Source organism: Providencia sp. 6390, assembly GCF_058148425.1.
This window is the reverse complement of sequence record NZ_JBYVYL010000012.1, coordinates 1-13185: the sequence shown is the minus strand read 5'-3', so window position 1 is coordinate 13185 and position 13185 is coordinate 1. Positions and strand designations below refer to the sequence as shown.

The 13185-nt window shown below is 39.7% G+C and carries 12 protein-coding genes; 5 read left to right on the top strand and 7 right to left on the bottom strand.

Annotation, left to right across the window (positions count from 1 at the left end):
* Positions 1-124: 124 nt before the first annotated feature.
* The 5 genes from aroA to AC3Z9T_RS19770 are packed head-to-tail and all read left to right on the top strand — an operon-like array spanning position 125 to position 5267.
* On the top strand, positions 125-1483 hold the full coding sequence (gene aroA, locus AC3Z9T_RS19790; RefSeq protein WP_490127807.1) for a 3-phosphoshikimate 1-carboxyvinyltransferase: 1359 nt from the start codon (positions 125-127) through the stop codon (positions 1481-1483).
* A gap of 13 nt (positions 1484-1496) precedes the next feature.
* Entirely contained in the window at positions 1497-2288 is a 792-nt protein-coding gene (locus AC3Z9T_RS19785) for an SDR family oxidoreductase (protein WP_490127806.1), read from the top strand.
* 13 nt (positions 2289-2301) lie between these two features.
* On the top strand, positions 2302-3159 hold the full coding sequence (locus AC3Z9T_RS19780) for a phytanoyl-CoA dioxygenase family protein (RefSeq protein WP_490127805.1): 858 nt from the start codon (positions 2302-2304) through the stop codon (positions 3157-3159).
* Positions 3159-4541, top strand: a complete 1383-nt coding sequence (locus AC3Z9T_RS19775; RefSeq protein WP_490127804.1) for an MFS transporter — start codon at positions 3159-3161, stop codon at positions 4539-4541. Before AC3Z9T_RS19780 ends, AC3Z9T_RS19775 begins: the two co-directional genes overlap by 1 nt.
* 30 nt (positions 4542-4571) lie before the next feature.
* The gene (locus AC3Z9T_RS19770) at positions 4572-5267 is read left to right on the top strand and encodes an alpha/beta fold hydrolase (RefSeq protein WP_490127803.1); all 696 of its coding nucleotides are present in this window, start codon (positions 4572-4574) and stop codon (positions 5265-5267) included.
* Positions 5268-5392: 125 nt separating this feature from the next.
* On the opposite strand, the gene AC3Z9T_RS19765 is transcribed toward AC3Z9T_RS19770, so the two are convergent.
* The 7 genes from AC3Z9T_RS19765 to AC3Z9T_RS19735 all read right to left on the bottom strand — a co-directional run bounded on the left by AC3Z9T_RS19765 (position 5393) and on the right by AC3Z9T_RS19735 (position 13030).
* Positions 5393-6649, bottom strand: a complete 1257-nt coding sequence (locus tag AC3Z9T_RS19765) for a DUF1120 domain-containing protein (protein ID WP_490127802.1) — start codon at positions 6647-6649, stop codon at positions 5393-5395.
* Complete coding sequence (locus tag AC3Z9T_RS19760) at positions 6640-8997, bottom strand: fimbria/pilus outer membrane usher protein (protein WP_490127801.1); 2358 nt, start codon at positions 8995-8997, stop codon at positions 6640-6642. The genes AC3Z9T_RS19765 and AC3Z9T_RS19760 overlap by 10 nt, the downstream gene beginning before the upstream one ends.
* 33 nt (positions 8998-9030) lie before the next feature.
* A complete protein-coding gene (locus AC3Z9T_RS19755) occupies positions 9031-9732 on the bottom strand; it encodes a fimbria/pilus chaperone family protein (RefSeq protein WP_490127800.1) in 702 nt (233 codons plus the stop codon).
* Between the two features lie 66 nt (positions 9733-9798).
* Complete coding sequence (locus tag AC3Z9T_RS19750; RefSeq protein ID WP_490127799.1) at positions 9799-10551, bottom strand: DUF1120 domain-containing protein; 753 nt, start codon at positions 10549-10551, stop codon at positions 9799-9801.
* Between the two features lie 61 nt (positions 10552-10612).
* Complete coding sequence (locus tag AC3Z9T_RS19745; protein WP_490127798.1) at positions 10613-11377, bottom strand: DUF1120 domain-containing protein; 765 nt, start codon at positions 11375-11377, stop codon at positions 10613-10615.
* Between the two features lie 126 nt (positions 11378-11503).
* Complete coding sequence (locus tag AC3Z9T_RS19740) at positions 11504-12454, bottom strand: fimbrial protein (RefSeq protein WP_490127797.1); 951 nt, start codon at positions 12452-12454, stop codon at positions 11504-11506.
* Positions 12455-12475: 21 nt separating this feature from the next.
* Complete coding sequence (locus tag AC3Z9T_RS19735) at positions 12476-13030, bottom strand: fimbrial protein (protein WP_490127796.1); 555 nt, start codon at positions 13028-13030, stop codon at positions 12476-12478.
* Positions 13031-13185: the final 155 nt, after the last annotated feature.

The window sequence follows — 13185 nt, the reverse complement described above, 5'->3', positions numbered from 1 at the left end:
TTAACAAGATAATAATTAACTTAATTACCTAAGCATTTTCAAAAGATAAAAATGCCATATATTAGAAAAGATTAAATATAGAACCAATATAATATAACTCTACAATTAAATTGAGGATTAACCAATGCTATTAAGCATAACACCTACAGATCAACTATCTGGAAAAGCTAATATTCCTTCATCCAAACCAGAAACACAAAGAGCCATTTTAGCCGCTACTCTCGCTAATGGAACTTCATACGTTTACAACGATTTAAGATGTTTAGAAACCACAGCGATGAAAAATGCTTGTCGTCATTTTGGTGCAAAAATAACGGAGAAGGATGGCTATTTAGAAATTGATGGTGTTGGCAGCACCCTTATACCCGATGAAAAAATTATCGATGCATTGGGGTCAGGCTTAGTCTTCCGTGTTTTTACGGCTATTTCATGTTTTTCTAAAAAACCGACCATAATTACTGGTGACAAAATACTTCGTACCCGCATCATGTCTCCGTTATTCGATGCATTAAATAACTTAGGAGCTAGAATTCATTGTGTAGTAAAAAAGGGGAATGCTCCTGTCGTCAACTGGGGAGGTGGATTTAAAGGCGGAGAGTGCCACATCCAAGGGAACTTAAGCTCACAATTTATTACAGCAATTTTGATTGCAGCACCAATGGCTGAAGAGCCAACCACAATATTTATTGAGGGTGAAATATTATCAGTGTCATATATTAAGCAAACTATTGATACAATGACAAAAGCAGGTATCAAGATTGAAGTTGCAGAAGATTTCACTAGGATAAAAGTATACCCTGGAAAATATCAGGCTATTACACACCAAATTGTTGGCGACTTTACTTCAAGCTCTTATCTTATTGCTGCATCATCTATCTATAAAGGGCGTACTGTACTATGCAATATGAATAGCCAAAGCTATCAAGGCGAAAAATTTATTATTGATATTGTAAGAACCTTGGGTGTTAAAGCTGAATTTGATGATGAGAAAAATCAATTAATTTTAGAAAATAATGAGCTAATCCAAGGTGATTATGAATTTGATGCTAGCGACTACCCTAATATAGTACCAACATTAGCCGTATTAGGTTCATATGTGCCTGGAACGTTTAAAGTCGTTGGTGGCTCAATCACTAGATTACATAAGTCTCCTAGAATTAAAGCTATCATTTCAGAATTAACTAAAATGGGTGTTGATATTAAACCTCTCTTCAAAGATAACGTTTATGATGGCTTCGAAATAAAAGGAAAAAGTCACTATCCCGGTGGTGTAACAATGGAAAGCTGGGGGGATCATCATATTTTCATGTCACTGTTTGTTGCGTCACTACGTTGTGATGCACCCAATAGTCTAGAAGGCTATCAAGATGTGCATTGCTCATTCCCAGATTTTTTCGAGGAATTTAAAAGTCTCGGAGTGCATTTTTATGAAAAAAATGAAGATGACCAATTTATTGAGAAAAATATAGGTTTAGTCAGCTAATAAAGGAAAATCAATGGACTTAAGCATTAATGGTAAAAATGCATTGATTTTTGGTGCAAGTCGTGGAATTGGCAATGGAATCGCAAAGCAATTGGCCAAAGAAGGAGTTAATTTATTTTTAATAGCACGTTCTGGAAATAAACTAGTTTCCCTGAAAGAAGAACTAATCAAAGAGCACGGAATCACTGTTAATTTTTTGCAAATTGATATTGGTCAGAAAAATGCAGTTAATATCATTACAGCCAAATTAAAAGAATTAAAAATTAACATTGATATTTTAGTTAATATATCAGGAGGGCCAAAATCAGCAGATATTCTGTCACTAAGCAGCACAGATTACCTAAATCATTTTAATGAAATGATAAATATATTTATAGACCTAACTAACCAGTTAATAGAGCCTATGATAAGTAATAATTGGGGGAGAATTATAACCATCACCTCATCTGGGGTATATCAGCCAATTCCTGACCTTGCCATATCTAATATGCTGCGTTCAGCCTTGACTAGCTGGAGTAAGACCTTAGCAAATAGAATAGCGCCATTTGGTATTACAGTGAATACATTAGTCCCTGGAAGAATAACAACGGAACGATTAGAAAGTATCGATAAACAAAGAGCTAAAAGATGGGATATTTCAATTGAAGAGGTTAAAAACGAAAATCATAAATCGATACCGTTAAACAGAGATGGAAGCATCGATGAAATTTCCGCTGTCGCAGTGTTTTTAGCAGGCAAACCTGCCAGTTATTTGACGGGCAATAATATCCGTGTAGATGGTGGCTTGATTAAATCCACTTTATAAATAGGAGCTATATATGCTTGATTCTTCAGATATACAATTTTATAGGGATAATGGCTATTTAGTTGTTAAAAACCATTTCAATGATGAAATGATTTTTAAAGGATTATCTGCAATAGATGAAATTTTATCGCGTAGTGATGCTGACGAAAATTCAGAAAAGGAACCTAAAGATAATGCGATTGTAAGACGTATATGGTCCCCGACTAAGAAACACATGGCTTTCGTTGAGCTAGCTGAAGACAAACAACTATTGGATATAGTACAGCACTTAATAGGTGAAAATATTGTTTTTCATTATAGTAAATTAAATATGAAAGGGCCAAAAGTAGGAAGCCTCGTAGAATGGCATCAAGACTTTTCATATTATCCCCATACTAATTCAGATTTATTAACTGCATTAATATTTCTTGATGATGCAACTATCGAGAATGGCTGCTTGCAAGTCGTGCCTGGCTCACACAAGCATGGGTTGTTATCTCATAATATTGATGATTTTTTCAGAGGTAAAATACAGGGTGTCAATGAAAATGATGCTATCTATATAGAGGCAGAAGCAGGGGATGTACTTTTTTTACACTGCCTTACAATGCATGCTTCAGCAGTGAATACCTCTTCAATTCCACGTCGAACCTTTTTACCTGCTTATCGAAGTGCTGATGCTTTTCCTATCTATTTCGGACCACATGCGGCTCATAATGAGCCTGGAATTAAATTACTCCGTGGTCAAATATCACGAAAAGCCAGAGTTAACCAAGGCACTCATCATTTGCCTATCGCCAAGACTGAATTCGGCTCCATCTATGAAATTCAAGAAGGCTCAAACGAAAATAAGGCCGTTGATACAATGAAAAAAACAGGTTACGCCGTTTAATGAAAGTTTGTAACTCAAATATTTTACAATGGCGGTTGTCTTTGACCGCCATCTCTATTGTTATATGTATGACAACAATAGATATTTCAATAGTCAATACAGCACTTCCCGTAATAACATCCCAGCTCAATGTAGATGCATCAAGTGCAGTATGGATTATTAACTCTTATCAAATGGTCATGATCTCGTTGTTGTTACCATTTGCTATTTTAGGCGAATTTATAGGATATAAAAAAATCTATCTGATGGGGCTAATGATATTTACCCTCTCCTCATTATTTTGTGGACTCGCAGATTCTTTATCCTTACTTATTGTTTTTCGAGCACTGCAAGGTCTTGGTGCAGCGGCGATCATGAGTGTGAACACCGCACTGATAAGATTAATCTATCCCGCCAATAAGCTCGGACAAGGTTTAGGGTTTAATGCATTAATTGTGGCTATTTCATTTACGATTGCACCATTATTGTCATCTTTAATATTGTCACTTGCTGATTGGGAATGGCTATTCTTAATCAATGTTCCTATAGGGTGTCTTGCTACACTTCTTTCATGGTTTTATTTAACACCAGACAGCAATAAGATTTCTTCAATTGCCCAATATGACTGCTGGAGTGCCTTACTCTGCTTTATCATGTTTTTTACTTTCATTTTTGGGCTTGGTGAATTAACTCGAAATGGCTCATGGGCTATCGTCATTATCACGTGGTCGCTTTCAATACTATCTGGCATATTTCTCGTTCACAAGGAAATTAAAGGTACATCATTAATCCTTGCAATAGATCTCTTCAAATCTTCTACGTTATTGTTATCAGCACTAACATCTATTTGCACTTATACTGTTCAAGGTATCGCCTTTGTTGCGCTTCCATTTCTTTTTTTAATTGTATTTCAAAAAAGCCAATTCGAAACAGGCCTTTATATTACCCCTTGGGCTGTGATGGTTGCGCTTGTCGCACCTATCGCTGGTAGGCTCTCTGATCAATATAAAAACGAAGTTATTATCAGTGTAGGAATATTATTGCTTATGCTTGGAATGCTTTCCCTTACTTTACTACCTATGGCGCCTTCCTCTTTCGAGATCATGATCAGAATGGCGCTTTGTGGCATAGGGTTTGGATTATTCCAAACACCCAACCTCCGCACCATTATGGGAACAGTTCCTTTATCCAGAAGTGGCAGCGCTAGTGGAATTGTCGCCATATCGAGATTATTAGGTCAAACACTTGGAGCTTCACTTGTTGCATGGTGTCTATCCTTCTCTCATGCAGAAGGAGCTCTATCTGCATTATGGCTAGGTAGTGGTATTAGCTTTTTAGGGCTAATAGTATGCTCAATACGCTGGTTTCAGGATGAAACTTACAACACATTGAAACAACCCTAGTAAATATAAAATTGAACTTAAAGGCATATTATGAATTTTGTTTTAATACCCGGTTTTATGACTGATGAACGTTTATGGCAAGATGTTGTTCAAGATCTGTCATCATTAGGGGAAGTATTTTATGCAAAAATAACGGATAGCAGTGACCTTAAACAGTTGGCTCTAAATATTATCGAACAGTCCCCATCTAACTTTGTTTTAATTGGGTTTTCTTTAGGTGGTTATGTGGCTAGATGGATTGCTAGCCTCGTTCCCAACAAAGTAGAAGCAATGATTCTCATCGCTACATCTAATTTACCCGATGCTCCTGCTCAGCTTAAACAAAAGCGTTCTAATGCAAGAATGGCGAATCCACATACTTATGGCGGGTTAAGTACTACAGCCATTCGTTCATCATTACACTCACTCAATCAGGATAATCATGAGTTAATAACCATGATACGAGAAATGAGTATCAGGTTAGGTGGAAAAGTTTTTATTCAACAATCACTGATTGTTCGCAATAACCCCATTTTGTTGAAGGCTGAAAATAATTTTCCAGTGCTAATTATTGCCTCTGCGAGTGATAAATTAAGATCAATTGCTGAATCTGAAGCTTTACTCTCTGATTACTCGAATTCAGAATTATGTATTATTGACAATACAGGTCATATGCTTCCACTTGAGCAACCCGAAAAACTAATGTTCTCAATACGCAGGTGGTTCAAGAAAATATCGTTGACTTGAACGCTAATAGTTCAACAAATAGTTTTATTTTCCTAACGAAAAAATGTTTTTTACCCATAGATTAAACAAGCATCCATGGCTATAAAATAACTTTAGCCATGGATGCTTGTTTATCAATATATTACTTAATAATAATACAGTTCAATCGTTGAAGAACCATCAAGGTGTAATGGTGCCGTTAAATCCAAATCTTGCTTCTGAGTAATATAGGCTTGAATAATTAACAACCCTTCTAATTGTTTAAAGGGAGTTGGCACAGCAGAACTTGTGTCGGTGCCAAATGAGAAATACGAGGCAGTTCCTGTAAATAAGCTGCCACCATTACCTTGTAAATCCGTTTCTTTATTCCAATTCGTTGTCTCTGTTGGCAACGAAGGTGTCCAATATTTCGTTGTTACCACCTGTCCATCTAACCGTACTTGGGTAAATGGCAAATTCAGGAGATACCCTCCCAATTTTTGACTATTACTTGTTCCTAGTCCTGCCACAAACGCTTGCGTCACATTCGGAAGCCCCATCGGCAAGTTTTTCCCAAAACCAGCTGATAACACTTCCGCTTTGGCGCGTGCACTGCCAATCTCATTTTCACTCTCTGCATTTGGGGTCGATTGCAGCCGATTACTTCTTGCGCGTACCGCCACATTCGTCGCAGCATCACAACTCAAAGTAAAATTCAGTGTTTGAGCCGGTAAGACGGTCACTGTGCCATCCGCTAAATCGTTGGAATGGAGAGTATGGTAATCCACAATACCGTTGTTCGATACCGAAGGAATACAAGCGATTGCTCGTAATTCAGAGGAAACCCTCACAGGGCTTGGCGGTAATGCCGCAAAATTCAAAGAAAATTGCCCTGATTGAGTTAAAACCATCGGGTTAGTCACCTCAGTGGCTGCGACTCTTGGTGTGACATTTAACACCAGTTCAATATTTTTACCTCTCACTGCGGCTTGTGGACGAATTTCATCATTTGGCTTTAATAAGGCCGTGGATTGATGGACTTGATGACGAACAACCGTTGCAGTCGTGCTCTGCCCATCGATGCGATAGTCTGCTAAGCTGACTTGCAATAGACCTTTTTGACCATATTGAAAGTCAGTTGGACTCCCCCCCAAAAGGTCTTGAATTTTAAAGACAGGCTCAATCTCCTGTGGGCACATCAATTTGGCCACCACCTGTCGACTCGGTAACTCTCCCTCTCCGCTCGACAAGCGTTTGATCTGATCACGCGAAACCGTACCGTAATCAAGACTCGATTGAGAAACCACCAATTGGCAATCATTCTCCACCGTACTCTCTGCGTACAGATAAGGTGAATATGCAAATACGTTGAGAGTAAAACAAAGCCCAATGAGGGGCCTTTTCACCCGCTGTATTATTGACATGATGCATTAACCTCTTCGTATAAAGCTTGTGATTCAGGCTCATCAGGTAAATCGAGTTGAACAACACAAACCTGTTTTTCTGGTGTTTCAATCATCAGCTTCATCGCCGGCGTGGCTTGACCTAAGAAAAATTGTCCTGCTTGGGTCGCCAATGTTAAAAAGTTACCCGCTTCATCGCGGATCACGCTATCAACGGGTAACGGTCGCCCTGCCAATCGTGTATTCACCCGCACACGACGCGATTCGACCACCGTAAAAGTCATCGGTACAATCGAACCTTTTGCAGGTAACGTGGTTTTATAGGCATTAAGGATGTCACTTTGGCGAGATAAGCTTCTCGGATCGACTTTCACCGCGTTTTGTTGATAAGCATTGAGATTGGGGATCACGGCATAGCCATTGCCATTAGTCCACGTTGGGCCTGCCCCCGTGTCTAAACGGACATAACGCCTATCACCTGCCTTCGCGATACCAAAGGTGTCTTTGATTTCATACGGTGACAGCAATACACCTTCATTGACCATGGCAATGCCCCCATTTAAGGAAGCTCCCCAACTGGTTTGATGTTGATTATCACGGCGAATATTGGCACCTAACTGGCTATACGGTGTGACGGTATGTGCATTAGCAGAAACCGATTGATACTGTTTTTGGTCGCTATAATCATACGCGATGCCCCAGTTTCTATCATGGCTCTCATAGTTGTTATAGCGAGTGCCCCAGCGATTGTTGTTATCGGAACGCGTTAACCACGATGAAATATTGGCACGATCCAGTGGAATACTCAGTCGTAAATAAAAGGTATCTTCATACACATTGTCGATATTGTAAGTGCGCTGATAACTGGTGTTTAAAAGGGTGTTTCTGTAAAGTGTTTGGCTCCATGAGAAGCTAATGTAGTCTTGAGACTGATTGTCTTGCGTATAAGTTCGCCCCACTGAAGAGCCCAATGTTCCCCAGCTCGTTGACCAATTAATGTCGCCACCAAACTGCTTTTGCTTATTATTAACACGTGGTTCATCTCTCACCGCGTCACTTAAGTAGTGATAATCAGGGCTTTGCATCAAGGCATTGACCCCAATAGACAGCGTATCGGAGGCTAAATAGGCCATCGACCCCGTGAATAGCCCCCCCGTTTTATGATGCTTTTCATCACGTGCCACATCCGTATTGGCCGACAAACGCCATGACTCGTTCAAACGCACGGCACTATTCACCCCCAAAGCATAATAGTCGGGAGACACCACCGCGCCGGTTTGTAACCCTAAATAGCGGTTCACCCCCCATCCTTTTGATAGCGATGCGACTAACGGCTTATGCGGTGCATTGTTTTCATCATAACGACCGATCCCCATGGAATAGCCCGTATTGCTCAATGGACTGTCATTCGAAAACGTCGAGGCAGGGACAATAAATTGTTGTTCTTGCCCGTTGACCCCTTTTAATTTCACCAGTAGATCAGCGGTTTGATTGACTAACGAAAATTGGGATAACTCAAAAGGCCCCGCAGGAACGGCAGTATTATACAGCAATCGGCCTGCCTGATAGATTTCCACCATGGAAGACTCTGCGGCTACCCCCGTCACCAATGCGCCACCACCACGGTGATTTTCCAATTGATTTTCAGGGAACAGTTGCAAGCCAATAACGCGAGATGCACCAATGACGCTGTTATTTAAATTGATTTGTCCCAATTGCAGTGTTTTTTTCTGCTTTTCGAGTGTGGTTTGCGCATACGCATATTGATGGATAAATTCTGACTCAGTGAAATGGTTATAAATTTGATAACTGCGGAACAGCCAATTTTGATAGTTAAACCCCGCTTCCGTATTCACATAATACATGTCGCGGTTGCCCGAGCCTGAGCTGCCCATATAGTTTGCAGCATAATTCACGATGGCGCCGGTGCCGCCGTACACATAACTTTTTTGCTGATTAAAATTTGTCGCAACCGCGCGTTCAGGAACAAAAAACCACAGTTCTTGTTTTGTTGGTTTAGGCACAATATCACTGTTTTCCCAAAGCTGCTGAAGTGCGATGCAGGTTTGTGCCCCCTGAAAAGTACGCGGATCATTAATCCCAATAGCGTCTAATAGCGCGGCATTAATACACGGCTGTCCATCCTGATTAATATCAACATCCACACTCGCACGGTATTGATTATTGACGTAAATTTTGAGTTCTTGTTGACCCGGTAAAAAAGCGGGGGCTTGTGCAAATTGTTTAGCAATCGAGGTATCAATACCGCGTGACTTTAAAAATTCTTCATCAAAGGTCATCGATTCTGTTGCCATCGCAGGGTGAAGATTGACCAAAAAAAGGAGCGCTGTCGGCGTATATTTTTTCATTTTAGTTACGCTATTATTTTTAAATCCGTTGAATTAACGCACTAATGCCGCATCGTAATATTTATCCGTCGAGAATCCCCAAGTCGTCGCAGGGTAAAAACGCACTTTATCGGCATTTTTGATATTGGCGTTTTCGTTACTCGACAAATCAAACGATTGGTGGGGCAATATGTAGCTTTTAGGCAAAGTGAATTTTTGGCCTGAAGGTAATACGGTAATATTGGGTGAGATAAAACGCACAATATACGGTGAAGGGTTAGTGACAATAAATTGGTTGTTTTTATATTCCCACGTTAAGCCTTCCCAAGGGGTAAGGTTTTGCGCCAATCCCGCAGGTCGAATAATCACAGGGAGATTCTGTTTGAAGGTGACGTTAATTTCTTTTTCCAATTCACCCTTTTTCGGAGGAACCCCTTCGAAAGTCACGCGTTTTAATCGTTCCGTTTTCAGCGGCGTTTTTGAGGTAATCAAAAATCGTACGGTTTGAATTTCATTCCCTTCCACGCGTGCAACAGGTGGATAAACCGTAATCAAGTCTTCTTTATCGTCTTCAAGATCTTCGATTTTAGTGATCAATAAACTTGGATATTTATCGGTATTTTTTATATCAATATTGCCTTCACCATCGCTTTCTTCAATCACGACAATAGAACTTTGAGGCACCATGCCTGCAGCCCACACCGAGGTTATCGGCAAAAACATCAACATTACCCACGTAATTATTTTGACAAACATACTGTGCCCTCAAAAAATAAGGCCGCTACTCAGCCTAGATATGCCGAGTAACGACCTTTTTAGTTATTAATAGTAATAAAGTTCAATGGTCGATGAACCATCAAGGTTAATAGGTTGAGTCACATCCAATTTAGACTGGTCGGTAATATAAGCACGAATAATCAGCGTTCCGGTTAAATTTTGGAAAGCTTGTGGCTTAGTATCTGTGTTGTTGGCGCTGTAAGAAACAAAAGTAGCGCCTGAGTTAATGCTACCGCCGTGGTTGGTTTCCTGTGTTTCGGTATTCCACGTGGTGCTTTGAGTTAATGGACCAAATGCATAGAAACGTTTGGTCGCTGCCTCACCATCCAATGTGACTAAACTCGTTGGTAACAGCATCATATAACCACCAATGTCTGCACCATTAGGTGCCGTACCTAAACCCATCACATCTGGATTGACGACTGACACGTTATAAGGCAGGTTGGCAATCATTGAACTAAGCGCCGTAGTATCTGTCAGTTTTGATGCGCCAGTGTCATTTGCTGGGCCGGCATCCGAAGCATTACCTCGGTTGCTATTTGCACGTAACGCCACATTCGTCACACCATCACATTGCACAGAGAAACCTAAGGTTTTCACATCCAGTACACTGACGCCTGTTGTTTCCAACTCGCTTGGCTTGATCATGCCATAATCAGCGACACCCCCACCCGCAGCGGAAGGCACACAAGCCGTTGGACTAATAGTACCAATAACAGAAATATCAATAGAGTCCGCCGCTAACGCAGGCAATGACGCAGACGCAAGCAGCGCTGATAAAAGAACTTTTTTCATCATAAATTCTCAATAGTCGATAAAGACGTTAATGAATTCGTTATTTAATTAATTTTTTATTTAATTAATAGTAATAAAGCTCGATGGTTGATGAACCATCTAAATTAATCGGCTGGTTAGTTGCTAATGTATCTTTATCGGTAATATAAGCTTGGATAACTACCGTCGCGCTTAAGTTTTGGAATGATTCAGGCACGCTATCTGCGCTGTTGGTGCTGTAGCCAAAGAATGCCGTATTTGGTGGCAGTAAAGAATCACCATCGTTAGCTGAAATACCCGCTGTCATTTTGCTCCAGCCAGAGGTCGAGGTTGGTGCCGTTAATGAGTAATAACGTACCGCTGCTGGGTCACCATCTAGGTTTACCAACGTCACCGGTAAGTTCATCATATAACCACCAATTTTATTACCGTTAGCAAGGCCAAGACCAGCTGCTGTTGGCTTCAAAACTGTTGGTAAACTGAATGGTAGATTTTTACCTAAACCCGCATCAATAACGGCTTGGCTAACTAAAGCACTCCCTGAAATATTTTCAGCGCCACTGGTATCTGGAACCGTATTTGGGCGGTTGCTGGTGGCACGCAGAGCGACTGAGGTTTTACCATCACAGCTGATTGAAATATTGACGGTTTTCGCCGGCAATACTGTCGGTGCACCTGACATTAATGCATCAGGTTTGATATTTCCATAATCGACCACCCCACCACCTGACGCACTCGGTACACAGGAAGTTGGGCTAATGGTACCAATAACAGAAATATCAACAGAATCTGCTGCCATTGCAGATAATGACGTTGATGTTAGCAAAGTTGCTAATAATAGTTTTTTCATAATGTTTTCTCTAATTAGAATAAATATCAAATAAACAAAGAGAGTATTTATTTGGGTTGTGAATAAAAGATCTTATTAGGGCTAATAAGATCTTTTATTTATTATTTTTTTATAGTTTAAATATAATTATGGTGTCGACATAACCAATGAAGCACTTGCAGAAAAATCACCTTCTTGTAAATCACTAGGTCCTGGATTAGGAGTTTTAACTAGTGTAAAAGTTACAGTATCTCTCCCTCTACCATTGTAGATATTAGAATTAAACCCTTCTCGCGGTGCGATAACTTTTCCATCATGATACATTTCAACGCCAAGACCTGATATTTCTTTGGTTGGAAAAGCAGTTGAAGAGAACGGTGCAACATCAGCAAATAGTGATACTTTAATATTTTCATTGACCGAGTTATTTTCACAGTCGTAATTTAGCTCTTCATCAACTTGGTAAAAGGTTTGATGGCCTACTGTGGAGATTTTATTTTTACTTACTTCACCAAAATCAATCTCAATAGGCTCGTTATCATTGATCATGCAATTACCAGATGCCAAAAACATATCATTATCAGCTCTAAACACCCATGTGAACCATTCTTCATGATCATCATTAGTTGAATGAAAGTGCATTTTTAATGTCAAAATAGGTTGACCAGCAGAAATAATAACTAAAGGACCAACAGCTTGTGTTGTATCAAAAAACATATCTACATCTAGTGGAGTCCATTCAGAATCCTCTAATTCAAATGCATTAACTCCAGAACCCAGAGGGCTATCCGAATAATATTTTACACCATGTAAATATACCCCTGAAGCTAACCCTGCACTCTCAATACTTGGCCCTGGTATTATCTCAATAACATCAAGGTAATCTATACCCCAACCGTAATCATTATAACACTCGAAATGGTCTCCCACGTTTGCAAAAATATTTTCACCTAAGCTATTTACATCAATGTTATCTTCGACAGGAACATATATATCAACAACAGAGCCATTTGGTGTTTGTCTATCACCATTTCTACATTTAAATGCATAAGAACTAAATGAAAATATTAGCAGCAAAAATAAAGTAAGAATTCTCATACTTCCGCCTAAAATGAATAATTAATCATAATTCAATATAAAAACAGCTGTTGCTACAAAAGTACCTAGCCCAATTGTTTTTGCTTTGATTGCATCTAATTCAGCTTCAACAAAACTCTGAAACCTTAGTGTGTTGTCACCATTCATTAGAGGATATAGATCTGTTTCTGTATTAATTGGAATTAATTTTCCTGCTTCATTTTGTATTCCAATGCCCACTTTTGTTGCAACACTTCCAGCATCTAAAGCAAGTAATCCAGGGAGGTTAGGATTCTCTGCCCCCATAAAACTGACCTTAACACCATCACCAGGTCCAACTTCACAATCGATTAGGTGAATACTAAATGGCTCTGGATGAGTCCTTGTATTGATATACAAGTATTTATCGACGATCGTATCGAAATCGACTTCAATTTCTTCATCACCAGGCATTAAAGTGCAAGGCTCAGCAATTAATGTTCCATTAATGAAAACTTCAACAGCATAACTTGTCGATGTCATTGAAATATATGATGATAAAACGATTAACAGCGTTAATACGCTTTTAATCATCAATTTAAATGGCATAACTTTCATATAAATACCTCTGCCATAAAAGTTAGTCATACATCAACTCAAAAGAAATCAAGGCACGATAAGCGCCGGCTTGCAAGTCGCTGGCAATCCGCACTGGCGTAATAAAAAAGCTTAAACTGTCTTGCCCCGGCGATAACAAACGTGGAAAGCTGCTC

What these genes read in the sequence shown, in the direction of transcription:
- aroA (WP_490127807.1), top strand. Translation starts at nt 125, where the DNA reads ATGCTATTAAGCATAACACCTACAGATCAACTATCTGGAAAAGCTAAT.
- AC3Z9T_RS19785 (WP_490127806.1), top strand. Translation starts at nt 1,497, where the DNA reads ATGGACTTAAGCATTAATGGTAAAAATGCATTGATTTTTGGTGCAAGT.
- AC3Z9T_RS19780 (WP_490127805.1), top strand. Translation starts at nt 2,302, where the DNA reads ATGCTTGATTCTTCAGATATACAATTTTATAGGGATAATGGCTATTTA.
- AC3Z9T_RS19775 (WP_490127804.1), top strand. Translation starts at nt 3,159, where the DNA reads ATGAAAGTTTGTAACTCAAATATTTTACAATGGCGGTTGTCTTTGACC.
- AC3Z9T_RS19770 (WP_490127803.1), top strand. Translation starts at nt 4,572, where the DNA reads ATGAATTTTGTTTTAATACCCGGTTTTATGACTGATGAACGTTTATGG.
- AC3Z9T_RS19765 (WP_490127802.1), bottom strand. Translation starts at nt 6,649, where the DNA reads ATGTCAATAATACAGCGGGTGAAAAGGCCCCTCATTGGGCTTTGTTTT.
- AC3Z9T_RS19760 (WP_490127801.1), bottom strand. Translation starts at nt 8,997, where the DNA reads ATGAAAAAATATACGCCGACAGCGCTCCTTTTTTTGGTCAATCTTCAC.
- AC3Z9T_RS19755 (WP_490127800.1), bottom strand. Translation starts at nt 9,732, where the DNA reads ATGTTTGTCAAAATAATTACGTGGGTAATGTTGATGTTTTTGCCGATA.
- AC3Z9T_RS19750 (WP_490127799.1), bottom strand. Translation starts at nt 10,551, where the DNA reads ATGATGAAAAAAGTTCTTTTATCAGCGCTGCTTGCGTCTGCGTCATTG.
- AC3Z9T_RS19745 (WP_490127798.1), bottom strand. Translation starts at nt 11,377, where the DNA reads ATGAAAAAACTATTATTAGCAACTTTGCTAACATCAACGTCATTATCT.
- AC3Z9T_RS19740 (WP_490127797.1), bottom strand. Translation starts at nt 12,454, where the DNA reads ATGAGAATTCTTACTTTATTTTTGCTGCTAATATTTTCATTTAGTTCT.
- AC3Z9T_RS19735 (WP_490127796.1), bottom strand. Translation starts at nt 13,030, where the DNA reads ATGAAAGTTATGCCATTTAAATTGATGATTAAAAGCGTATTAACGCTG.